Raw genomic sequence first — 23,902 nt, 5'->3', positions numbered from 1 at the left:
GAAGGACGCCCCGATGACGACCCCCCAGCCCGAGAGCACCGTGGCCGCCGCGCAGATCCGCGACCGCCACCCGCTGGCCCTGGCCCTGTTCGCGCTGACCGCGGTGAGCGGCCTGATCGACGCGGTGAGCTACCTGGGGCTCGGCCACGTGTTCACCGCGAACATGACCGGGAACGTCGTCGTGGTCGCCTTCGCCCTGGTCGGCACACCCGGCTTCTCGATCGCGGGCTCGCTCACCTCGCTCGCCGCCTTCCTGCTGGGCTCGGTGCTGGCCGGCCGCCTCGCGCTGCGACACCGCGACAGCCGCCGGGAGCACTGGCTGCGCACCGCCCTGCTGGCCGAAACGGCGCTGCAAGCGGCGGCGACCGCGATCGCGTTCACCGCGAGCGGGCGGGCGCAGCAGGAGGCGCTGATCGCGCTGCTGGCCGTGGCCATGGGCCTGCGCAACGGCACGGTCCGCAAGTTGGGGGTGCCGGACCTGACCACGACGGTGCTCACCCTCACCCTGACCGGCATCGCCGCGGACTCCTCGCTGGCCGGCGGCACCAACCCCCGTCTGGGCCGGCGCCTCTACGCGGTCCTGGCCATGCTCGCGGGCGCCGCTCCCGGAGCCGCTCTCGTCATCCACGGACACCTCGGGTGGGCACTGCTGGCCAGCACGCTCCTGGTCGCCGCGATCGCGGTCGGCTACCGCGAACGCGACTGAGGTATCCGCCCGCCGTCACCCCCTCGGCCAACCCTCTCTCCCGGAAGGACACTTCACATGCCCATGCGCCTCTCCCTGCGCCTGCTGGCGGCGGTCACCGCCACCACCGCGCTGGCCTTCGTCACCGCACCGTCGGCCCCCGCGGCGCCCACCGCCGGACGCCCCGGCCTCGCCGTCGGCCCCCAGTACGACACGGCGCACGTGTACGTGACGCCCGGCGCGATGGACTCCTTCGTCAGCAGCTGGGAGTCGACCTTCGGCGGCACCAACACCCCGCAGGTCCTCGCCGACGTCACACCGACCCCGAGCCTGACCAAGTCCGAGCTCGTCCTCTCCCCCGTCGGCACGCTCTCCGTCTTCGACTACCAGACGCCCGTCCCTTACCCGTTCGGCGCCGAGCGCACCGGCTGGCTCGTCACGAACCTGGACCGCGGCGTGCGCAAGGCCGAGGCGGACGGGGCGAACACGGTCGTCACGCCGTTCGCCGACCCGATCGGCCGCGACGCGATCGTCCAGTTCCCCGGTGGCATCTACGCGCAGCTGTACTGGCACACCAAGGCGCCCTCGTACCCGGCGCTCGCGTCCGTGCCGGAGAACCGGCTGTACCTGCCGAGTAGCACGATCCGCTCCTTCCTGCACTCGTACCTGGCCTTCACCGGCGGCACGGTGGTCTCCGACGACAACCACGCCCCGGGCGCCGAACTCGGCCTGCCCGGCACCTCCTACCGGCGGATCCGGATCAGCTCACCGTTCGGCGACACCTCCGTCGCGGTCACCGACGGGCACCTGCCCTACCCCTTCGGACGAGAGAACACCGGCTACGCCGTGAGCGACCTCGCCGCGACCCTGACCAAGGCCCGGGCCGCCGGCGCAACCGTGCTGTGGGGGCCGTACACCTCCCCGCAGCGCGACAGCGCGATGGTGCAGTTCCCCGGCGGCTACATCGCCGAGATCCATGATGGCGGCTCACGGTCGTAACCGGCCGGACGGAGTACACAGCGGTTCATCAGGGCATTCGGGAGTTCGGGCGTTCGCGGGCAGGCAAGACTGCATGACCAGGCACGACGGCATCCCCGGCCGGCCCTACGGTCAGCAGCGACGGGCCCCGGAAGAGCCGGGGCCCGTGATCCATGAGCAACAGAGGATGACGACAGTGCCGTGAGCCGGCCGTCGAGCGTGCTTGATCACCATCTTGTTGAATGATAAATTAAATCCCAGCCCGGGCCACCAGCCCGCCGCCCGACAGCAGGAGGAACGATGACCAGCAGCGTCGCGGACAACCCCGACCGGTCACGGTTCGAGATCACGGACGACGGTGAACTCGCCGGCTTCGCCGAGTACTTCCGGCACGAGAACGAGATCGCGTTCATCCACACCGAGATCGACCCCGCCTTCGCCGGCCGCGGCCTCGCCGGCGTCCTGGCCCGCGCCGCTCTCGACTCCGCCCGGGAGCGGGGGCTGGCCGTACTGCCCTACTGCCCCTTCATCCGAGGCTGGCTGGGCAAGCACCCGGACTACGTCGACCTGGTGCCTCAGGACCAGCTGATCCGGTTCGGCCTGTGACCACCGCCCCGACCGCCGACGCCGCCCGGGAGTTCGTCCGGGCGGCGGCCGTGGTCGCCACCAGTACCGACGAGGACTACCGCGTCGACATCCGCTCCGGCCGGCACCGTCTGACCGCCGACGAGCCGGCCTCGGTGGGCGGCGCCGACACCGCCACCAACCCGACCGGCCTGCTCCTGTCGGCGCTCGGCTCCTGCACCGCGATCACCCTGCGGATGTACGCGCAGCGCAAGCAGTGGCCGCTGGAGACCGTCCGGGTGCACCTCGGCTACGAGAAGGGCCCCGACAAGACGGCCCGCATCACCCGGCGCATCGAGCTGGTCGGCGAGCTGGACGAGGCACAGCGCGCCCGGCTGCTGGACATCGCCGAGCGCACGCCGGTCACCCGGGCGGTGTCCGGCGGCACACCGATCGTGGAGGAGTCCGCACGCCATGAATGAGCCCGACCAGACCGCCGCCGCCGTACGCGGCGGGCGCCAGGACGTCCCGGCCGGCCCCGTCAGGGAACTGCTCGCGCCGCGTGAGACCGCACTGGGCGGCAGCACCGTCGTGCGCCGCCTGCTGCCCAACCTCGGCCGCCGGATGGTCGGCGCCTGGTGCTTCGTCGACCACTACGGCCCCGACGACATCGCGGACGAGCCCGGCATGCAGGTCCCGCCCCACCCCCACATCGGCCTGCAGACCGTCAGCTGGCTGCACCAGGGCGAAGTCCTGCACCGCGACAGCCTCGGCAGCCTGCAGACCGTCCGACCGCGCGAACTGGGCCTGATGACCTCCGGCCGCGGAATCTCACACTCCGAGGAATCGCCGCGCCCGCACGCGCGCTTCCTGCACGGCGCACAGCTCTGGGTGGCCCTGCCCGAGGTCCACCGCCACACCGCCCCCGCCTTCGAACACCACGCCCAACTCCCCGAGATCAACGCCGCCGGCCTGCACGGCACCGTGATCCTCGGCGACCTGGACGGCGCCACCTCACCCGGCACCATCCACACCCCGCTGGTCGGCGTCGACCTCACCCTGCGCGAAGGCAGCTCCACCCGGCTCCCCCTGGAGCCCGACTTCGAGTACGCCGTGCTGACCATGTCCGGCCTGACCGAAGTGGACGGCGTCCGTCTGGAACCCGGCTCGATGCTCTACCTGGGCAGTGGGCGGCGGGAGTTGCCCCTGCGTGCTCTGGCCGACGGCTCCCTGCTGCTGCTCGGCGGGGAGCCCTTCGAGGAGAAGCTCGTCATGTGGTGGAACTTCATCGGACGATCCGGGGAGGAGATCGTACGGGCGCGGGAGGACTGGATGACCGGCACCCGCTTCGGCACCGTGCACGGCTACGACGGCATACCTACCCCCGCTCCGCAGGTGCCTACAACGCCGCTCAAGGCGCGCGATCGGATCCGCTGAAGGGCCCAGGGCGCGGACCCGGCACCGCCGGTACACAGCACGGCGGCACCGGATCCTCGACGGTGCGAAGCGGTGCGAAGCGGACGTCAGGCGGCGTGCAGCGCCTCACGCAGGGTCTCGATCGCCAGGGTGATGGCGGCCTGGGCCGCGTGCGTCTCGCGCAGGGCGTTGAGCATCACGAAGTCGTGGATGATGCCCTGGTAGCGCACGGCGGTGACCGGGACACCGGCCGCCCGGAGCTTGTTCGCGTACGCCTCGCCCTCGTCGCGCAGCACGTCGGCCTCGCCGGTGATCACCAGTGCGGCGGGCAGCCCGGCGAGTTGCTCGGTGGTGGCGCGCAGCGGGGAGGCGGTGATCTCGACGCGCTGGGCGGGGTCGGTCGTGTACTGGTCCCAGAACCACTCCATGCCGTCGCGGCGCAGGAAGTAGCCGGTCGCGAACTGGTGGTACGAGTTGGTGTCGAAGGCAGCGTCGGTCACCGGGTAGAAGAGCACCTGGTGGCGGAGCGACACGTCGCCGCGGTCCTTGGCCATCAGGGTCAGCGCGGCGCTCATGTTCCCGCCGACCGAGTCACCCGCGACGGCGAGGCGCGTGCCGTCCAGCCCCTTGGTGGCACCCTCCCGCACGATCCACTGCGCGACCGCGTAGTTCTGCTCGATGGCCACCGGGTAGCGGGCCTCGGGCGACAGGTCGTACTCGGGGAACACCACGGCCGCCCCCGTACCGACCGCCAGCTCCCGGACCAGCCGGTCGTGGGTGTGCGCGTTGCCGAAGACCCAGCCGGCGCCGTGGATGTAGAGGATCACCGGCAGGACCTCCCGCGAACCGGCCGGCTTCACGATCCGGGCCCGGACGCTGCCGGTCGGTCCACCCGACACGGTGATCCACTCCTCGTCCACCTCCGGCAGCTCGACCGGGCCCGACTGGACCTCGTCGACCGCCTTGCGGCCTTCGGCGGGGGCCAGCTGGAACAGGTACGGCGGCTCCGCCGTGGCCTGTGCGAACGCCGCGGCCGCCGTCTCCAGTACGGGCTGGACCGGCTCGAAGTCGTGCGTCATGTCCGTCTCCTCAGTGGTGCGGGGTGGTCCACCTCGACCGGCGCCGACCGCGGCGTTGCCCGGCCGGCCCCGGAGTCCCGAGGCGCGATCGCCAACCTAGAACCGCTCGACCGGGCCGCGTTGTCCGACGGCGCCTCGGCTCTGCTCTGTCCGCGCATGTACCAGGGTGCCCGGCAGACGGGCAGGCAGACCAGTCGGCGCGCTGGGCCGCCACGCGGGTCCGGCAGTCAGTCCGCCGGCTGCGCGTCACCCAGCGCGTCGCGCAGCTGGGTCCGGGTGGTGATGCCGAGCTTGGGAAATATCTTGTGCAGGTGGAAGCCGACGGTGCGCGGCGAGAGCAGCAGCTTGGCGCCGATCTCCCGGTTGGTCAGACCGGAGGCGGCCGCGCGCGCGATCTCCAGCTGCTGCGGAGTCAGGTCGGACGTACGGCTGGCGGATTCCGTACGGGCGGTCGGCACACCGGCGGCCCGCAGCTCCGAGGCGGCCCGCTCGGTCCAGGGACGGGCGTCGAGCCGCTCGAAGACGCCGAGGGCGGCGCTCAGCTCGGCGCGCGCCTCGGTGACCCGGCGATGGCGGCGCAGCCACTCCCCGAACTCCAGCCGCACCAGTGCCCGTTCGAAGGGCCACAGGTCACCGGCCGGGTCGGCGAGGGCCGCCCGGAAGTGCTGCTCCGCCTCGTCCGGCCCGCTCAGCAGCGCGCAGGCCCGGTTCACCACCACGTCCAGACGCGCGGAGCGCAGCTCGCCGAGCGAGCGCACGGCGACCCGCAGCACGGCCCGCGCGTCGTCCTCGTAACCGGTGCGGACAGCTGCGGCGGCGAGGTCGCCGAGGTAGTAGTACGACGCGTGGTAGTGCACCGGGGCGGCCTGGAAGTCGCGCGAGAAGACGGCTCGCAGCTGCCGGTACGCCGCCAGGTGGTCGCCCTCGACGAATGCCGCCAGGCCGAGCGCGTGGCAGGACCGCACGAACAGGCTGGGCGAGCAGGACAGGTCGTCCACCCCGGCGACGGCCGTGTCGATGAGCCCGCGCGCCCCGGCCGCGTCGCCGTGCAGCGCCAGCAGCGTGCCCTGCAGGATCGGCGATCCCACCGCGGAGTTGTCCGCGCCGACCTCGACGGCCATCCGGTACGCCTCCTGCGCGGTGGACCGGGCCACGGACCACGCGCCGCTCTCGAAGAGCGCCAGCGCGAGCGCCTGCCCGACGACGGGGTTGCCACCGGCCGTGGGCGTGCGGCGCAGGTGGTCCATCGCCTGGCCGAGGAGCCGCACAGCCAGCTCGGTCTCGTCGAGGACCCAGGCGGCGGCGCCGAGTTGGGCCAGGTGGGGAAGCGAGTCCTCGGGCGCCTCGGCCAGTGACCGGGACAGGGCCCGCAGCGCCCACGCACGGTCCGCGAACGGCTCGGTGCCGGCCCGCAGCCAGACCCGGTCCACTTCGTCGGGCTGTTCCGGCACCAGGTCCGCGAGCCGGCGCAGCTCCGCGCGGTAGAAGGGAGACCCGGAGTTGTACGCCGGAGTGGCTGCCGTGCCCAGGGCGTCCATGGCGAGTCCTGGCGCCTTCCCGGCCATGGACTGCGCGACGGGCACCAGGAATCCCAGCGCCTCCTCGTGCCGGGTGGTCACGGCCAGGGACCAACCGGCCCGCATGGACGCTTGGGCGAGCAGTTCCGGGTCGTCCGCGATGGCGCAGACCTTGACGGCCAGCTCGCCCACCCACTGGGGGCAGCCGCCGTACATCGCCATGGTGGCGGCTTCGAGCAGCCGCCTCGCCCGCTGGTCCCGGTCGGGGGTCAGTGCGGCCGCGCGTTCGAGGGTGGCCGCCGCAGCCGCGTAGCCGCCCCGGCCGCGTGCCCGGTCCGCACTCTCGGCCAGTGTCCGGGCCACCTCCTCGTCCGGTCCGAGCGTGGCGGCGGCGAGGTGCCAGGCGCGGCGGTCCGGGTGGTCCACCAGGGCGGCGGCGAGCGCCTGATGGGCAGCTCGCCGCTCGTCGAAGGAGGCAGCCTGGTAGACGGCGGAGCGCACCAGTGGATGGCGCAGCCGGACCTGACCGGCCGCCAGCCGCACCAGGCCCACCTGTTCGGCGGGCAGCCACACCTGCGGGTCCCCCGCGTCAGGCGTGGCCCGCAGCACCTCGGAGAACTGCGCGGTGCCGGCCGCGGCCGCCACCAGCAGCACCTGCCGGGTCCGCTGCGGAAGACCGACGAGATCTGCCGCGAAGATGCGTTCCAGACGGCCGGTGAGCGGAAGCGATTCGGCGGCGTCCGCGCCCTGCGCTCCCCCGGGCTCCCGGGCGACCGCTCGGGCCAGCTCGATCAGCGCCAGTGGATTGCCGCCCGCCTGCTCGAAGATCCGCAGCCGGGCCCGCCCGCGCGGCGGCTGCGGTTGGCGGTCGAGCAGCAGGCCCGCGTCCGCGCGGTCCAGCGGTGTGACGGCCAGGACGGCGAACTCCCGCTCGAAGGGCCCGGGAAGGCCCTCCTCGCGCGCGGCCAGCAGGACGGCTATCGCCTCACCGTCCAGCCGGCGGGCGACGAAGGCGAGTACGTCCACGCTGCCCTGGTCCAGCCACTGGACGTCGTCGACGAGCAGGAGTAGCCGCCGGTCGGTGGCTGCGTCGGACAGCAGACTCAGGGCGGCATAGCGGATCAGCAGCGGGTCGAGCTGCCGGTCGCCGGCCGCCGCCTGCTGGCCGAAGGCGGCCAGCAGCGCTTCCCGCTGCGGGGCGGGCAGCCGACCGGCCTCCCCCAGCAGCGGCCGCAGCAACTGGTGCAACCCGGCGAATCCGAACCCTTCCTCACCCTCGCCGGCGCGATCCCGCAGCACCTGGAAGCCCCGGCTCGCCGCCCGGGCGGCGGCCCAGTCGACCAGCGTGCTCTTGCCCGCGCCCGGTTCGGCGGTCAGCGCGAGCACCTGGGCGCCGACACCGCCCCGGCTGTCCACCGCGTCGAGCACCCCCGCGATCCGCGCCAGTTCACGCTCCCTGCCGACGATCTCCGGGACCGGCCCCGACTCACGGACGTTCTCCATGCCCACCCCTGCTGTTGGTCCTTGTTCGCTGCTGCTCGATGTGTTCCGCCGCCGAGACCGGTCATCTGACAGAAGCGCCGCCATACGGACCGCCTGCAAGATAGTGCCAGGTCAGCGGTGGTGACTCCATGCCCGACACCCACCAGTCGTACGCCGTTCCCGCTCCGGAGGTCCTTCTCCAGGGGCAGCGCGAGGCGTTCGAGCGCTGACGACGAGGGGAGCCCCTGTGTCAACCACCGTATCCACCGAATCGCTGTCCCCTGGGGAGCGTGCCGAGTTCTGGCACGAGGCCGTCTCACAGGCGTTCATCCCGCTTGAGGTCAGGCTCCTCGAACGGGAGCCCTCCTCCGGAATCCTCAGCAGTGACCAACTGGGAGTCGTGCAGATCTCCGGCGTGGCAGCCGGACCGCAGGTGGTCACCCGCAGCCGCCGAACGATCGAGGCCGGCGGGGAGGGCTGGGTCGCGCTCACGATGCAACACCAGGGCCACGCGAGGATCTCCCAGGATGGTCGGGAGATCATCTGTGGCCCGGGCGAGTTGGCGCTCTGCGACTCCAGTCGCCCGTTCACCAAGGAGTTCCCGACCGCCTTCGGGTTCACCGCGTTCCGGCTGCCGCGGCACGTTCTGCACGTGCGGGACCAAGAGCTCAGAGCGGCCACCGCCTCGCCGTTCGAGTCCACGTCCGGATGCGTCGATCTGGTCACCACGTACCTGCGGACGCTGGCCTCCGGAGCGGCGAAGCTCGACCCCTGCACGGGGAGCCGGCTCGCCGACACCGCCGTCGATCTGCTCGCCCTGCTCATCCAGGAGCGCAGCGGCACTCTGGACCCGACGGCACCGGAGACGGCGCCGGCCATGCTCGCGCGGATCAAGGACTACGCGATGTGCCATCTCGGCGACCCGTCGCTCTCGCCCGAGCGGATCGCCACCGCACACCACGTCTCGGTCCGATACCTCCACAAGCTCTTCCAGGGCGAGGAGACCACGATGGCCCACTGGATCCAGCGCCGCCGGCTGGAGATGTGCGCGCACGATCTGTCCCGGCGCGCCTTCGCTGCTCCGACCGTGTCATCCGTGGCCCGGCGCTGGGGATTCGTCAGCCCCACCCACTTCAGCCGCGTCTTCCGCGCCGCCTACGGCGTCACGCCCCGCGAATGGCGCGCCCGGGCAGGGGGCGCCGATCATCCGCTCACCCCGGCTCGGTGACGGTGTGCGCCCAGGCCGGGCGCGGAGGGGCAATGATCAGTGCGCTTCGGAACAAACCCGTACTTCGCACGCCCGTAGCTTGACCGAGTCACTGGACCGCAACCGAGTCACCGGACCGCGAAGGCCGAGGGAGTTCCCATGAGCAGTTCCGACCACCCCGACATCAGCGGCAGCAGCCAGCCGCTGCTGCATCAGAAGGGCAAGGAGATCCAGGAGTTCGGTACCGTCAACCAGGTTCCGCTCGGCCTCTCCCATGATGCGCGCCTGTACGCCTGCCAACGGCTCAACCGGGTACTCGCGGACACCCGGATCCTCTACACGCTCTACAAGAAGCACCACTGGTTGATGCGGGGGGCGACCTTCTACCAGTTGCACCTGCTGCTGGACAAGCACGCGGACGAGCAACTGGCGCTGGTGGACGTGCTCGCCGAGCGGGTCCAGTCCCTTGGCGGGGTCGCGGTCGGCGACCCGCGGCACGTCGCGGAGATCACCTCGATCCCGCGTCCGCCGGACGGCGTCGAGGAGGTGCCGGCCATGCTGTCGCGGCTCCTGTCGGCGCACGAGGCGATCCTCGTCGACGCCCGCGAGGCCGCCGGCCGGGTGGCGGCGCTCGGCGACGACGGGACGAACGACCTGCTGGTCTCCCAGGTCGTCCGGACCGGCGAGGCGCAGGTGTGGTTCCTGGCCGAGCACCTGGTGGACACCCCGCTGGTGCGGCTGTGACCTGCCGGCTCCACCCGCACCCCGCCGCACAGCGCTGACAGGAGTCGCCATGGCGTCGTCCGCGACGGTGGAACTGTCCCGCTGGCAGTTCGCCATCACCGCCATCTTCCACATGACCTTTCCCGCCCTGACCGTCGGACTGTCGATCCTGCTCGCGGTCGTCTACACGGCCTACCTGCGCACCCGCAATCCGCTCTACCTGCAGATGTTCCGCTTCTGGCGGAAGATCTTCGCGGTGGGGTTCGGTCTCGGCGTGGTCGCCGGAACGGTGATGACCTTCGAGTTCGGCCTGAACTGGGGCAGCTACGCGCATGCGGTCGGCCCCATCCTCGGTGTCACCATCGGGATGGAGGTGATCACCGCCTTCTTCCTGGAGGCCGGCTTCATCGGCATCATGCTCTACGGCGAGGGGCGGGTGCGCCCGCGCACCATGGCCTTCGCCTCGTGGATGGTCGCCTTCGGCACCCTGCTGTCCACCACCTGGATCCTCTCCGCCAACAGCTGGATGCAGGACCCGGCCGGCTACACCGAGGTCGCGGGCCAGTTCCAGGCCCGCGACTGGTGGCAGGTGCTGCTCAACCCGGCCTTCTCCTACCGCTTCCCGCACATGCTGCTCGCGGTGCTGATCAGCGCCGCCTGGTTCGTCGGCGGCATCGCCGCCTGGTACCTGGTCAGGCAGCGCTCGCTCGCCTTCGCCCGCCGCACGCTCTCCCTCACGCTCGGGGTGCTGGCCGTCCTGATGCCCGTCCAGCTGTACGCGGGCGACGAGACCGCGGTGTTCATGGGGCAGCACCAGCCCGCCAAGCTGGAGGCCTTCGAGGGCAACTGGAAGACCGACAACAACGGCTACAACCTGGTCGTCGTCCCCAACCCCGGGCGGGGCAAGGACGACCTGCGCATCGGGATCCCGCACCTGGGCGCGGTGATCGGCAAGGACCTGACCGGCCAGGCCCACGTGCCCGGCCTGCTGCAGACCCCGCCGGACCAGCGCCCGAACATGTGGAGCGCCTTCTACGGCTTCCGCGCGATGTACTTCACCGCGCTCACGATGTTCGCGATGGCCTTCGCCGGACTGGTGCTACGCCTGCGCGGGCGGCTGTTCACCGCCCGGCGCTTCCACCGGCTGATGGTGTGGATGACACCCGCCGGCCTGGTCGCGATCTCCGGGGGCTGGATCACCGCGGAGACCGGACGCCAGCCCTGGGTGGTCTACGGCCAGATCCGCACCTCGGACGCCGTCTCGCACCTGTCCACGGCCGAGGCGGCGCTGAGCCTGGCCGGCTTCGTCACGGTCTACGCCGTGCTGGTCGCGGTCTGGATCCGCTACATCGTCCGAACCGTCAGGGCGGGGCCGGAAGCCGTCGACTCGCCGTCCGCCGACCGTCCCGTCCTGCCGGAGGCCGTCCATGGCTGAGTACGCTTCCTACGCGCTGGTCCTCTTCGCGCTCGGCGCGTACGTCGCACTGGACGGCTACGACCTCGGGATCGGGATCCTCGGCCTCTTCGACCGCAGCGACGAGCGGCGCAAGGAGTACACCGAGCTGGTCGCGACGGCCTGGGACGCCAACGAGAGCTGGATCATCCTCGCCGCAGTCATCCTGTGGGCAGCGCTGCCCGGTGTCTACGCAACCGTGCTCCCCGGGGTCTACCTCCCGCTGGTCGTGATGCTGCTGGCCTTCGTGCTGCGCGGCCTGGGGCTGGAGATGCAGAGCTCCGCAGCGGACTACCGACGGGGCTGGGGGCGCCTGTTCGGCATCTCCTCGCTGGTGGTGACCCTCTGCCAGGGACTGGTGGTCGGCACCGTGCTCAGCGGCCTGCCGCAGCACGGGGGTGTCTTCGAAGGCGGCGCACTGCGCTGGCTCACTCCCTACAGCGTGCTGTGCGCACTCGGTGTGACCGCGCTCTACCTACTGGCCGGCGCCGCCTGGCTGCAGGCCAAGACGCAGGGCAGCGCCCGCCGTCGGGCCGCGCGGCTCGGGCGCCCGCTGCTCGCGCTGACGGTCGCGGCCTGCCTGGTGCTGGGCTTCGGCCTGGAGGTGGCCGACCCGCAGTACTTCCGCTTCGACCAGCCGCTGCGCGCCGTCCTGTTCGGCCTCCTGGTGGCGGCCGCCGCCGTCTGCGGCGCCCTCGCCTGGTACGGCTTCGGCAAAGAGCCCGACGCCCGGCCGTTCGTCGCCGTGCTCTGCGCCCAGGTGGCCGGACTGCTGGCACTGGTGACCGCGACCGCCCCGGTCGTCGTGCCACCCGACCTGAGCGTGCACGCCGCCGCCAGCCCCACCGGCTCGCAGGTGTTCCTGCTGATCGGTGTCGGCTGCTGCATGCCCGTCGTGCTCGCCTACAACATCTACGCCTGGTGGGTGTTCCGCGGGAAGTACCGGCCGCCGGCCCCGGCCGCGCTCGCCGTACCCGCCGAGCCCGTCGCCACCCGTGCGGATCTGACTGACAGTCAGGTATCTGCGGCGGAATCAGGCGTGGGGACCCTGGCCCGGCGGGTCGGTTTCACCGTGCTCGGCCTCGGGGTGGTCGCCGTCGCGCAGGACGTGTTCGGCGGTCAGGGCGAATGGATCGCCCCCGTCTCGCTCATCCTGTTCAGCTCCGTCTCACTGACCGCCTGGCTGGTCGGCGACCGACGGGCCGCTGCCGCAGGCGAGTTCGACCTCGACCAGGCGGCCCGGCGGTGAGCGACACCGCCGCCCTGCTGGCGCGCCTGGCCGCGGACGACGCACAGCAGGACCAGCAGCGGGCGCTGCAACGGTTGCGCGAGTGGGCGCAGGTGCAGGCACCCGCATTCCGGCGCGCCGGCACCCTGCGCGGGCTAGGCGCCCTCGGCACCGTCGGGTGGGCGGCCGGGCTAGGCTGGGCCGCCCAGCTGGCCCTGCACGGCCAGCGGGCGGCGGTCACCCCGGTCTCGGTGCTGCCGGCGGCCTGCCTGATCGCGGCCGGGCTCGCACTGCGGGCCTGGCTGCTCGCGGCCGGCGACCGGGCCGCGGACGAGGCGGCCGCCGCCGTCCGGCACGCGCTGCGCGGCCGCCTGCTGGACACCGCCCTGCCCGCCTGGCGGGGGCCGACCACCGCAGCGCAATCCCAGGGTGGCGACGCCGCCTTCGTCCAGGCCCTCGACGAGGAGGTGGACCGCCTCACCGACTGGCTGACCGGCTACGTCCCGGCGCGCCGGACCATGCTGATCGCCGGCGGCATCGTGCTGGCGGCGATCGCGTCGGGAAGCCGGGTGGTCGCCCTGCTGCTGGTGCTGGCGACCCCGCTGCTGCCGGCCAACCTCAAGGTCATCGGCATGGGCACCCGCACCGCCGTCCACGCCCAGCTGGCCGCCGCCCGGACCCTCGGCGCCCGGCTGCTGGACCAGCTACGCGGGCTGCCGACGCTGGTCGGCCTGGGCGCGGACGAGCGCGCCGCCCTCGCCGTGGAACAGGACGACCGGGAACTGGCCCACCGCACCCAGGCGGTGCTGCGCGTGGCGTTCCTGTCCACCGCCTGGGTGGAACTGCTGATCACCGGAACCCTCGCCGTGGTCGCCACGTACTGCGGCCTGGTGCTGCTCGACTACCTGCACCTGCCCGGAATCCCCTCGACCATGGGCCTGGGCACGGCGCTCTTCGTCCTCGTCCTCACCCCCGCCTACTTCGCGCCGGTGCGGGAACTGGCGCGCGGCTACCACGCCCGCGCCGAAGCGTCCGCCGCCGCCGAGCTCGTCAACGGCCTGCTGGACGTGGCCGCACCAGGGCAGACGACGCCAAGGCCCGGCGACACTCCCCGCAGCGTGCACCTGCGCGGAGTCGGCGTCACCTTCCCCCATCGCGACCGGCCCGCCCTTGACGACGTCACCCTGACCGCGCACCCGGGTCAGGTACTGGCCCTCACCGGCGCCAGCGGGGCGGGGAAGTCCACGCTGCTGGCGGTCGCCGCCGGGCTGCTCGCCCCTGCGTCCGGGTCAAGTGCCCATGAGGTCGGCGATGCGCGGCAGCCCGCCGACCCCCGTGCCGTCTCCTGGATCGGCCAGCCCTGCCACCTCCTCCCGGGCACGGTGCGGGAGAACCTGCTGCTGGCCCGCCCGGACGCGCAGGACGCGGCGCTCGACGCGGCCTTCGCCACGCTCGGCTTCGCCGACCTTCGCGCGGCACTGCCGCACGGCCTGGACACCGTCGTCGGTGAACGCGGCAGCGGGCTCTCCTCGGGTCAGATCCAGCAACTGGTCTTCGTCCGCGCCCTGCTGCGGGACGCGCCGGTGCTCTGTCTGGACGAACCGACCGCCCATCTGGACCCCGACGCGGAGGAACGCGTCATAGCCGCCATGCGCACTCTGGCACGGGACAGAACCGTCCTGCTCGCCACCCACAGCCCCGAACTCCTCAAGATCGCCGACGCCGTCGTCGCCATCGACCGGGGCCGTATCCGCGGAGCGACACCTTGAAGCCCCTCACCCTGCTGTGGACCTCGGCCGACCGCCGCGGCCGCCGCGACCTGCTGCTCGGCGCGCTGCTGGCCGCCGGCGCCGAGGTGGCCGCCGCCGCGCTGCTCGGCGTGTCCGGCTGGTTCCTCACCTCCTGTGCTCTGGTCACGCTCCACGCGAACACCACCTGGTCCTGGATGTATCCCTCGGGAACCGTACGGGCGTTGGCCCTGGGCCGGACGGGCCTGCGCTACACCGAACGGCTCACCAGCCACCGCGCCCTGTTCGGCGCGACCATCGCGCTCAGGGCCCGGATGGTGCGGACCGCCGGCGCGCTCCCGCCACGCCAGTTGCGGGAGCGGCGCGACGGCGCGCTGCTCGCCCGGCTCACCGACGACGTGGCGGCCGTGGGCGCGGCGCCGGCCCAGACCGTCGCCCCGCTGACCGGCGTCGGGGTGACCGCGGTGGTCGTGGTGACGCTGATCTGTGTGGCGAATCCAACGGCCGGGGCCGTCGAGGCGCTACTGCTCGCGCTGGCACTCGCCGTCGCCCTGCGGACGAACCGCCGGGCTGCCGCCCACCGCGCCGAGGCCACCTTTGAGCGGGCCACCGCCCGATCCGCACTGCTCAGCGCACGCGCCGCGCTCGCCGAGCTGCGCTGCCTCGGCGCCGTCGACCCGGCTCGCGACCAGGTCGCCCAGCGGATCGAGCGCGCGCGGCAAGCTGACGCCGCATCACTCGCGGCCCTGCGCAACGGCCGGTTGCTGCTGCGCCTGCTCGCCGCACTCGGACAACTCGCGGTCCTGCTGCTCGCCCTCTCCGGCCGCTCGGCGATCCAGCCCGTCGCCGACGCCATCGGTGAGACGCTGCTGGTCGCCGCCGGCTACGAACTGATCGAGACGCTGCCGCAGATCCTGCGCGACCGCGGCTCGGCCACGCACTCCGCGCTGCGGCTGACCGACCTGCTCGGGCGAGCCCGCCCGCAGCCTTCCGGGCCGGCCGCCCTTCCCCGCCCCGGCGCGCCGCTGGTCGTGCGCGATCTCCCGGTGGGCCTCGGAGCGGCCCGAAGCCGCTGGTCGACCGTCCTCGCCCCGGGCAGCGCCACCCTGGTCACCGGGCCGAACGGAAGCGGCAAGAGCACCCTGCTCAACACCCTGGCGGGCCGGATCGACTGCCCCTCCCCCGGCGTCGTCCTGCTCGGCGGCTCTCCGCTGCACACACTCTCCGCTGCCTCGGTGGCCACCACGCTCACCCTCGTCGAAGCCGACGACTGGCTGGCGGACAGCACCATCGCCGACAACCTCCGCCAAGCGGCCCCCGGCGCCGACGACGCGGCGCTGCACGCCGCCCTCGCCGCCGCGGCGCTGGCGGACCTCGACCTCGACGCACCCACCGGACCCATGGGCGGCACGCTCTCGCAAGGACAGCGGCGCCGGCTCTCCATCGCCCGCGCCGTTCTGCGCGACCCCGCCGTGCTCCTGCTCGACGAACCCACCGCCGGGCTCGACCAGCCCACGGCCGTACGGCTGCTGAGCGGCATCCGGGCGGCGCTGCCCCGCTGCGCGCTCGTCATCGCCCTGCCGGACCAGCACCACGACCTGCTGCCCTTCCCGGTGGACACCTTGCTGCGCCTGGGCCATCCGACCGTCGGCGCCGCGGCCACCGGAGCCGTACTGGCTCTGACGCCACCCCGCGAGACACCCGGAATAGTTGAACAATGAACTATGCTCTGTTGTGCAGGGCGCCGCGAAGGCGCCGCCGGGGCCTCGCGAGAGCTCCCGGACCGCCCGGAAGGAGAACAAGGTGAACACCACCGCGAACCACCCGCGGATCGACGTCCGCCGCGCCGGCGAGCGCTCCGCCACGAAGATCGACTGGCTGGACTCCAAGCACTCGTTCTCCTTCGGCGGACGCTACGATCCTGCCAACACCCACCACGGACTGCTGCTCGTCAACAACGACGACATCGTCAAGCCGGGCAGCGGCTTCGAGACCCACCCGCACCGCGACATGGAGATCGTCACCTGGGTGCTGCAGGGCTCCCTGGTCCACCAGGACTCCACCGGCCACTCCGGCGTCATCTACCCCGGACTCGCCCAGCGCATGAGCGCCGGCACCGGCATCCTGCACTCGGAGAAGAACGACTCCTGGCGCCTGAGCGGCACCGACGCCCACACCGACCCGGTCCACTTCGTCCAGATGTGGGTCCTGCCCGACGAGGGCGGCATCACGCCGGGCTACGAACAGCTCGAAATCGACAACGAGCTGCTGTCCGGCGGCCTGATCCCGGTCGCCTCGGGGATGGACAGGCACGACGGCGCGTCCGCCATCCGCATCAGGAACCGCCACGCGGCGCTGCACGTGGCCCGCCTGCACCCCGGCCAGAGCGTCGAGCTGCCCGACGCCCCCTTCGTGCACCTGTTCATCCCCCGTGGCAAGGTCGCCCTGGAGGGTGTCGGCCCGCTGGCCGCCGGCGACGCCGTGCGCTTCACCGCGATCGGTGGGCAGCAGGTCACCGCCGTCGAGCCGGCGGAGATCCTGGTCTGGGAGATGCACGCCACCATCGCACACTGACCCGCCAGGACAGCGCACGGGTCGGTGGCGCCAGTTGTCGCATCAGGACCCGATCCCCAGGAACGCGCGGCCGTTGGCTTCGAGCGTGGCGGCATCGATGCCGCCCGCCAGCGCGAAGCCGACGGGGTCCGGCTGCTCCCTCGGCGGACGTCCGCCCGTGATCGCCCGCCGTGTTCCCAACGGCCGATCAGGGACGGTGCGCAGCCGCCGCCGTGGACGAAGCGCGGATGTCACCGGTTACCGCCATCTCGCTCTCCTTCGGTCTGCTCGCGCGCGGCCCGCAGGATCGCGCGGCGGATGGGTTCGTAGCCGGTGCACCGGCAGATGTTGGAACCGACCAGGCCGTCGACGCGCTCCGGGGAGTCGCCGATGGCGGGATCGGCCTCCAGCGCCCCGGCGGCCACCATCAGGAATCCCGGGGTGCAGAAGCCGCACTGCAGGGCGTGTTCGGCGGAGAACGCACGCTGGAGCGGGTGGGGCTCACCGTCGGGCCCGGCGAGCCCTTCCACGGTGCGCACCGAACTGCCGTCGCACTGCACCGCGAACATCAGGCACGACCGGACGGCTTCGCCGTCCACCAGCACCGTGCACGCCCCGCAGATCCCGTGCTCGCAGCCCAGGTGAGTGCCGGTGAGCCGGCAGTCCTCCCGCAGCACGTCGGCGAGGATGCGGCGCGGCTCCACGTCGAGCGGATACGCCTCGCCGTTCACCGTGAGAGTGATCTTCACTTGTGGTCTCCCTTGGGCTGGGCGAGGCGTGACCGCTGGTCGTTCGCCGCCTGGCACAGTGTCCTGCCGACCAGGACCGCGATGGCGTGCCGCTTGTACTCGACATCGGCGAACGGCTCGGCCAGGGGTGCGGCGTCCTGCGTCGCGGCGATCCGGCCCGCGTGGGCGAACGGATGGCCGTCGGGCAGCCGGTGGCCGTCCACGGGCGCGCCGACCTCGACGCCGATCAGCGCCCGCTCGGCGGCACCGGCCCGCAGCGGCCGGTCGGCGCAGTTGACCAGGCCGATCCGCGCCTCGCCGATCACACCGTCCCGGACGGTCAACGCCGCGGCGACGGCCACCTGGGCGAAGCAGAAGTGCGTGCGGCGATGCTCGATGAAGCCGACCCCGGTGTCGTCGCCGAGCAGCGGGAACCGCACGGCGGTGATGAGTTCCTGCGGTCGGCGCGCGGTCCGGTACGGACCGTGGAAGTAGTCGCGGGCCGCGACCACCCGCTTGCCCTCCAGGCCGTGCACCTCGATGTCGGCGTCCAGGGCGGTGCCGATGGCGCACCACTCCGAGGCGGGGTGCGCCCAGGCGAAGCTGCCCACCATCGTGCCGCGGGAGCGGATCGGCGGATGCGCGATGTTGACCACGGCACGCGCGAACAGCGCGCCCAGCGGGCCCGGCGCGGACTGCGCCGACTCGAAGACGCTGTGCCGGACCAGGGCGCCCACCCGCAGTGTGTCGCCTTCCACGCTCAGCCGGTCGAGCCCGGCGATGCGGTTGATGTCGACCACCAGCTCGGGGCGGATGCGCTGCAGGTGCATTTCGAGAATCAGGCTCTGCCCGCCGGCGAGCACCTGGGCCTTGCGCCCGGCGTCACCGAGTGCCGCAACGGCCTCGGGCACCGTGCGCGGCACGACATAGTCGAAAGCGGCGGGCTTCACCGGACCTCCTCCTCATGCTTCGGAGCGCGGGCCGCTCGCCAGACCACATCCGGGGTGAGCGGCATCTGCAACAGGTCGGGGTCGGCGATCCGCAGCGCGTCGGCCACCGCGTTGACGATGGCGGCCGGGGTGCCGATGCACCCCGACTCGCCCGCGCCCTTCGCGCCCAGCGGCGTCGCCGGGCTCGGGGTGCAGGTGTCCTTGACCTCGATGGGCGGGACCTCGGTGAACGTCGGCAGCAGATAGTCCAGCAGACCCGAGGCCAGCACCGGCACGCCCTGGTCGTCGTAGGTCATTCCCTCGTACAGCGCCTGGCCGATGCCCTGCACAGCCGAACCGAAGGCCTGCCCGCGCACGATCGTGGGATTGAGCACCACTCCGCAGTCGTCCACGGTCACCACCCGCAGCAGCCGGACGGTGCCCAGCTCCGGATCGACCTCGGCCACCACCGCGTGGGAGCCGAACGGAAAGGCCATCCCCGACTCGAACCGGTCCTCCACCCGCAACGGCCCGGTGACCTTCACCAGGTCCGCCACGCCGATGGCCGCCGAGCCGTCCTCGGCGGCATGCACGATGCCGCCGGACCACTGAACTTCGTCAACCGGCAGCTCCCACAGTCGCGCTGCCCGCTCCCTGGCCTCGTCGATCAGGCGCCGTGAGACATGCTGAAGCAGCGCGCCCACCACCTGCGCGGAACGGCTGGCGAACGAGCCGAGGCCCTCGGGCTGCTCGTCGGTGTCCCCCTCGACCAGCCGGACCCGCTCCTCGGCCACCCCCAGCGTCCCGGCGACCAGCGCGGCGAAGACCGTCTCGTGTCCCTGACCGCTGGGCGCCGCCCCGCACCGAGCGGTGACCGTGCCGTCCTCGCCGACCTCGACGCTGCCGAACTCGTGCAGCCCGCCCGCCTCACCCCCGGAGCGTTCCACGTAGCAGGACAGGCCGATGCCCAACGGCAGGGCGCCCGGATCCGTGCGACGGCGGGCCTGCTCAGCCCGCCAGCCGTCGTACTCCAGGGTCTCCAGCGCCAGGTCCAGCGCGGCGGCGTAGTTCCCGCTGTCGTAGCACCGTCCGGTGGGCGTCCGGTACGGGAAGCTCTCGGGCGGGATGAAGTTGCGCCGCCGCAGCTCCGCCGGATCCAGGCCCAGCCGACTCGCCATCACATCCATCGCCCGCTCCAGCGCGATCGTCGCCTCCGGCCGGCCGGCACCGCGATAGGGATACGTCAGCATCGTGTTGGTCAGTACCGAGCGGACGGTCGCGTACGCCTGGGGAGTGGTGTACGGGCCCGTCGCCAGCCAGGCGGTCTGCATCGGCAGCCCCACCCCGAGGTGCGGATAGGCGCCCACGTCGGCCTCGATCGTCAACTCGTAGCCGAGCAACCGCCCATCGGCGTCAGCGGCGAGCCGCACCCGCTGGTCCTGCCCCCGGCCCCGGGTCGCGACCAGCATGGACTCCAACCGGTCCTCGATCCACCGCACAGGCCGGCCCAGCTTCACCGCCAGGAAGGCGACCACGACGAACTCCGGGAACGTCGCGCTCTTCGACCCGAACGCCCCGCCGGTGTCCGGCACCACCACCCGCACCCGGTCCACCGACCACCCCAGCAACGCCGCCAGTTCACGACGCAGCCGATGCGGCATCTGGTGCCCCGACCACACCGTCAGCCGGTCCCCCTCGGGCACGGCGAGGATCGTGCGGCACTCCATCGGCGTGGGCATGAGCAGTTGCTGGCGGTACCGGCCCTCCACCACGGCCGCCGCCTCCCGCCACACCGACTCCTCGACCGGCTTCCCGGCCTCGCCTCGGAACGCGATGTTGCTCAGCCCGTCGAACAGCCGCACCGAATCGTCCGCCGCAGCGGACGGCGTCACCATCGCGGGCAGCGGATCGACGTGGCAGAAGACCTCGGCCGCCCCGTCCTCGGCCCGGTAGCGGTCCTCCCCCAGGACCACCGCCACCGCCTCGCCCGCGTACCGCACCCGGTCCTTCACCAGTGCCGGCCACTCCCGACCGGCCACCGACTCCTCGGTGGACAGCCTGGCCAGCAACGTGTACGGCACCGCGGGCAACTCCGACAGGTCTGCGGCAGACCAGGCCCCCACCACACCGGGCACCGCACGGGCGGCGGTGCAGTCCACCGCACGTAACGCGCCGTGGCCCACCCTGCTTCTGACGAAGACCGCGTCCAGACAATCCGGCACCGCGATATCGGCCACATAGCGGCCTTGGCCGGTCAGCAGCCGCCTGTCCTCGCGCCTGGTCCATTGCTCCACGAACACACACCTCTGCGCCTCGTCATTACTGCGGGGAGTGACCGTTCACGAGCGTAGGCGTCGCCCGTGGCAGGCAACCCGCGACGTCCCGGCCCGTGCGCCCTAGGACAGGCTCTGTGCACTGCGCGGCAGGCGGCTGCTTCCCCGTCAGGGCGCCGCCAGGGCTCCGCGGTCCGACTACAGCCCGGCTTCCGTCCAGCTGTTGCGGCCCGTCAGTCGGTCGGCTCGGTGGCCTGTCAGTCGGCGCGGTGGCAGCGGACTCTGCGGGGAGATAACCTTCAGGGCGCCCGCTGCCGGGCGTTTGCTGGACGAACGAGCTCCGACGAGCACCGTGTGACAGCGCCCGGAGAGAGCGAGTGCGGACCGCCTCCGGGAGGTTGACTTACCCGGGGGACGAGGATGCGACGGGACACGCACGGCCCGGCTCTGGTCGGGCGGCAGCAGGAGACGGATCTGCTGGAGGCGGCTCTGGAGCGGGCCGTGGACGGTGGCGGCTCGGCCGTCCTGCTGCGCGGCGAGGCCGGTATCGGCAAGACCGCGCTGCTGGAGTGGACCGGACACCGGGCGCACGAGCTCGGCTTCGCCGTACTGCGGGTGGCCGGCGTCGAAGCGGAGACGGAGTTCGCCTTCGGCGCCCTGCACCAGGCCACCTGGCCGCTGCTGCAGCGCTCCCATGCTCTGTCGTCCCACCAGCGGGACGCGCTGGAGAGCGCCTTCGGCGGCCGCGCGGGAACCCCGCCGAGCGGCTTCGCCGTCGGGGCGGCCGCGCTGGCACTGCTCGACGAGGCAGCGCGAAGCAGCCCGCTGCTGCTCGTCCTCGACGACCTGCACTGGATCGACTCGTCGAGCGCCACCGTGTTCGCCTTCCTCCGGCGGCGCTGCGCGGAGCTGCCGCTGGTGATCGTCGGCGCGAGCCGCCCGGACGGTGCCGCGGCCGAGGCCTGGCCGACGGAGCCCGTCGAGGTAGGGGCGCTGTCCCGCCCGGACGCGGCCTCGCTGCTGCGGCGGCGCTACCCGGAGCTGGCCGCCACGGCAACCGACCGGCTCCTCGATGAGGCGGCGGGCAACCCGCTGGCGCTCGTCGAGCTGCCACGGCAACTGCGCGGCGAGCAGCAGCGGGGTGTCGCCCCGCTGCCTGATCGCCTGCCCCTGGGGCGGCGGTTGGAGCGCATGTTCGCCGAGCGGCTGGCATCGCTGACTCCTGCGGCCGACCGCGTTCTCCTGCTGGCGGCGCTCGCCACGGGCACGGACGGTGGAGGCGCGGCGTGGCTGTACGACGCGGCGGGCGGTGACACGGAGGGGGCCCTGGAACGGATCGAGGCCAGCGGCCTCGCCCGGCTCGAACCGGCCGGACGGCTGGTCTTCCACCACCCGCTGGTCCGAACGGCCGTGATCTCGACCGCATCGGAGTCCGCTCGGCGCGAGGCCCACCGCATCCTCGCCGGGTTCCTCGCACCGGACGACCCCCGGCGTCTGGTCCACGAGGCATCGGCGGCACTGCTCCCGGACGACGCCCTCGCCGGCCGCCTGCAGGAGGCCGGCAGCCGGCTCGCCCGGCGCGGCGGCGACGCGGAAGGGGCGCTGCTGCTCGACCGGGCCGCCGTGCTCAGCGCCGACCCCGCCGAGCGGGCCCGCCGGCTCACCTGGGCGGCCGTGATGGCGGCCCGCGGCGGGCAACTGCGCCACACTGCCGCCCTGGTGGAGGAGTTGAAGCGCGCCCCGGTGCCGCTGGACATCGCCCCGCTGTTCGCGTACGCGGTGGTGTACGTCGACCAGAGCCACCGGATCGACTTCGAGTCCTCCTCCGTTCTGTTGCCCGCGGCCCTCGACGCCCTGACGGCACCCGGCGCCGAGCCCTTCGGCGGACTGGCCGAGCAGGTCTACTTCAAGCTGCTGCTCGCCGCCACCTACACCGACGATCCCCGAGCCTGGGACGCGCTGGCCCGGCACCGGGAGAACGCCTCCGAACCGGGCCGTCTCTGCCACCGGGCCTGGACCGATCCGTCCCCGGGCCTGGCCGAGGAACTGCGCACCGTGGTCGACCGGATGAACGAGGAGCAGGAGGCCGGAGCAGCCTGGCTCCTGCTGTGGACCGCCTCAGCGGTCGACAGTGCCGACCGCGACCTGTGGCGGCGCTTCACCGGGCTGCACGGCTACGCCACCCAGGGCTCGGTGGCGAAGGCCAAGTGCTACCAGGACTTCCTGCGCGGCCGTTGGGATCTGGCACCCGTCTGCCTGCGCGAGGCCGAGGCGGCCGAGGAACTCGGCTACCACTGCAACGCGCTGATGTTCCGCCACTACTACGCCCACTTCCTCGCCGGCCGGGGCGACGAGGCGGGGTTCCAGGAGATCGAGCAGCTCATCAAACCGGCCGCCGCGCGCGCCGGCCTGCGGTTCGTGCTGGACCGGCTGGCCCATCTGCGGGGCCTGGCCGCCCTGGCCCACGGACGCCATGAGCAGGCGTACGCGCACTTCGCCGAGCTCACCGCGCCCGGACGGCCGCCCGGGTGCCTGCCCTGGTTCCACACCCTGGTCTTCGACCTCGTGGACTCCGCCGTGCACACGGGTCGACGCCGCGAGGCACGTGCGCACCTCGCCGCCGCGCAGGCCGAGCGGTCCGCGCAGCTGTCCGGTCGGCACGCCTTCCTGCTGGCCGCAGCCGCCGCGCTGGCCGCGGACGACGACGAGGCCGACGCCGCCTACCGCGCGGCGTACACCGTGCCGGGGGCCGAGCAGTGGGTCTTCGAGCTCGCCCGCCTGCGGCTGGCCCACGGCTCGTGGCTCCGCCGCTGCCGGCGCGCCGAGGCCCGGGACCTCCTGCGTGCGGCACACCACGTCTTCCGCAGCCTCCAGGCCGACCCCTGGGCGCGGCGCTGCGAGGAGGAACTGCAGGCCGCGGGTGACCTGGTGGCACCGGCGCCGAGCACCTCGGTCGCCTCGGCCGCCTCGGCCGCCTCGGCCGCAGAGCTGACCGGCCAGGAGCTGCGCATCGCCCGGCTCGCCGCGACCGGCCTGAGCAACAAGGAGATCGGCCAGGCACTCCGCCTGTCGCCCCGGACCGTCGCGGCGCACCTCTACAAGATCTTTCCCAAGCTCGGCATCACCTCGCGGGCCGCACTCGCTCACGCCCTCGACTCTCACTGAGACCCGGAGGTTCCGCCGCTTCCTGTACTGCCCGTGCACTCCGTCTGTTCCGAGAGCGCACGACTGTCCCCGCTCCGCAGACCGGCAGTCAAATGACCTAGAGCGGCTGCCGACCCGCGGACCAGGCTGACTGCGCAGGGCATCGGCCGAAAGGGGCAGTCAGGTGAGCTTGCT

At 72.8% G+C, this 23,902-nt stretch carries 18 protein-coding genes; 13 read left to right on the top strand and 5 right to left on the bottom strand.

The genetic code is table 11. From position 1 onward, the window contains the following. Positions 1-13: 13 nt before the first annotated feature. From ACIOJE_RS19130 to ACIOJE_RS19110, 5 genes are all read left to right on the top strand, one after another. Positions 14-706, top strand: a complete 693-nt coding sequence (locus ACIOJE_RS19130) for a YoaK family protein (RefSeq protein WP_280682400.1) — start codon at positions 14-16, stop codon at positions 704-706. A gap of 57 nt (positions 707-763) precedes the next feature. Beyond that, a complete protein-coding gene (locus ACIOJE_RS19125) occupies positions 764-1,684 on the top strand; it encodes a VOC family protein (RefSeq protein ID WP_400777417.1) in 921 nt (306 codons plus the stop codon). A 279-nt stretch (positions 1,685-1,963) separates the two neighbouring features. After that, complete coding sequence (locus ACIOJE_RS19120; RefSeq protein ID WP_400777416.1) at positions 1,964-2,269, top strand: GNAT family N-acetyltransferase; 306 nt, start codon at positions 1,964-1,966, stop codon at positions 2,267-2,269. Then, entirely contained in the window at positions 2,266-2,709 is a 444-nt protein-coding gene (locus ACIOJE_RS19115) for an OsmC family protein (protein WP_400777414.1), read from the top strand. Before ACIOJE_RS19120 ends, ACIOJE_RS19115 begins: the two co-directional genes overlap by 4 nt. After that, entirely contained in the window at positions 2,702-3,664 is a 963-nt protein-coding gene (locus ACIOJE_RS19110; protein ID WP_400777413.1) for a pirin family protein, read from the top strand. The genes ACIOJE_RS19115 and ACIOJE_RS19110 overlap by 8 nt, the downstream gene beginning before the upstream one ends. Before the next feature lie 86 nt (positions 3,665-3,750). Here the strand turns inward: ACIOJE_RS19110 and ACIOJE_RS19105 are convergent, their stop codons facing one another. Together ACIOJE_RS19105 and ACIOJE_RS19100 are read right to left on the bottom strand one after the other, a co-directional pair. Continuing rightward, positions 3,751-4,722, bottom strand: coding sequence for an alpha/beta hydrolase (locus tag ACIOJE_RS19105; RefSeq protein WP_400777412.1), 972 nt, complete (start codon positions 4,720-4,722; stop codon positions 3,751-3,753). A gap of 227 nt (positions 4,723-4,949) precedes the next feature. Continuing rightward, positions 4,950-7,742 (bottom strand): ATP-binding protein, encoded by a 2,793-nt coding sequence (locus ACIOJE_RS19100; RefSeq protein WP_400777410.1) that lies wholly within the window; start codon positions 7,740-7,742, stop codon positions 4,950-4,952. A 226-nt stretch (positions 7,743-7,968) separates the two neighbouring features. Between ACIOJE_RS19100 and ACIOJE_RS19095 the strand changes: the two genes are divergently transcribed. The 7 genes from ACIOJE_RS19095 (at position 7,969) to ACIOJE_RS19065 (ending at position 16,654) form a co-directional block, all read left to right on the top strand. Further along, a complete protein-coding gene (locus ACIOJE_RS19095) occupies positions 7,969-8,949 on the top strand; it encodes a helix-turn-helix domain-containing protein (protein WP_400777409.1) in 981 nt (326 codons plus the stop codon). A 138-nt stretch (positions 8,950-9,087) separates the two neighbouring features. Continuing rightward, entirely contained in the window at positions 9,088-9,672 is a 585-nt protein-coding gene (locus ACIOJE_RS19090) for a DNA starvation/stationary phase protection protein (protein WP_280682383.1), read from the top strand. A gap of 49 nt (positions 9,673-9,721) precedes the next feature. Continuing rightward, positions 9,722-11,086, top strand: a complete 1,365-nt coding sequence (locus ACIOJE_RS19085; protein WP_280682381.1) for a cytochrome ubiquinol oxidase subunit I — start codon at positions 9,722-9,724, stop codon at positions 11,084-11,086. After that, positions 11,079-12,353: a cytochrome d ubiquinol oxidase subunit II gene (locus ACIOJE_RS19080; protein WP_400777407.1), complete on the top strand. Its 1,275-nt coding sequence runs from the start codon at positions 11,079-11,081 to the stop codon at positions 12,351-12,353. Before ACIOJE_RS19085 ends, ACIOJE_RS19080 begins: the two co-directional genes overlap by 8 nt. Further along, positions 12,350-14,101 carry an ATP-binding cassette domain-containing protein gene (locus tag ACIOJE_RS19075; RefSeq protein WP_400777405.1) on the top strand — a complete coding sequence of 584 codons (1,752 nt, stop codon included), beginning with the start codon at positions 12,350-12,352 and terminating at the stop codon, positions 14,099-14,101. The genes ACIOJE_RS19080 and ACIOJE_RS19075 overlap by 4 nt, the downstream gene beginning before the upstream one ends. Further along, the gene (locus tag ACIOJE_RS19070; protein WP_400777403.1) at positions 14,098-15,801 is read left to right on the top strand and encodes an ATP-binding cassette domain-containing protein; all 1,704 of its coding nucleotides are present in this window, start codon (positions 14,098-14,100) and stop codon (positions 15,799-15,801) included. Before ACIOJE_RS19075 ends, ACIOJE_RS19070 begins: the two co-directional genes overlap by 4 nt. A gap of 82 nt (positions 15,802-15,883) precedes the next feature. Further along, a complete protein-coding gene (locus ACIOJE_RS19065) occupies positions 15,884-16,654 on the top strand; it encodes a pirin family protein (RefSeq protein ID WP_400777402.1) in 771 nt (256 codons plus the stop codon). A 230-nt stretch (positions 16,655-16,884) separates the two neighbouring features. On the opposite strand, the gene ACIOJE_RS19060 is transcribed toward ACIOJE_RS19065, so the two are convergent. The 3 genes from ACIOJE_RS19060 to ACIOJE_RS19050 are packed head-to-tail and all read right to left on the bottom strand — an operon-like array spanning position 16,885 to position 20,584. Then, positions 16,885-17,382: a (2Fe-2S)-binding protein gene (locus tag ACIOJE_RS19060; RefSeq protein ID WP_280682364.1), complete on the bottom strand. Its 498-nt coding sequence runs from the start codon at positions 17,380-17,382 to the stop codon at positions 16,885-16,887. Next, a complete protein-coding gene (locus ACIOJE_RS19055) occupies positions 17,379-18,311 on the bottom strand; it encodes an FAD binding domain-containing protein (protein ID WP_400777400.1) in 933 nt (310 codons plus the stop codon). Before ACIOJE_RS19055 ends, ACIOJE_RS19060 begins: the two co-directional genes overlap by 4 nt. Next, positions 18,308-20,584, bottom strand: a complete 2,277-nt coding sequence (locus tag ACIOJE_RS19050; RefSeq protein ID WP_400777399.1) for a xanthine dehydrogenase family protein molybdopterin-binding subunit — start codon at positions 20,582-20,584, stop codon at positions 18,308-18,310. Before ACIOJE_RS19050 ends, ACIOJE_RS19055 begins: the two co-directional genes overlap by 4 nt. Before the next feature lie 399 nt (positions 20,585-20,983). Between ACIOJE_RS19050 and ACIOJE_RS19045 the strand changes: the two genes are divergently transcribed. Continuing rightward, positions 20,984-23,728: an ATP-binding protein gene (locus tag ACIOJE_RS19045; RefSeq protein WP_400777397.1), complete on the top strand. Its 2,745-nt coding sequence runs from the start codon at positions 20,984-20,986 to the stop codon at positions 23,726-23,728. The last annotated feature ends 174 nt before the right edge of the window (positions 23,729-23,902 follow it).

This window comes from Kitasatospora sp. NPDC087861, from assembly GCF_044742585.1.
Lineage (GTDB): Bacteria > Actinomycetota > Actinomycetes > Streptomycetales > Streptomycetaceae > Kitasatospora.
The sequence above is the reverse complement of the archived record's forward strand: the minus strand, read 5'-3'. Positions and strand labels throughout refer to the sequence as shown.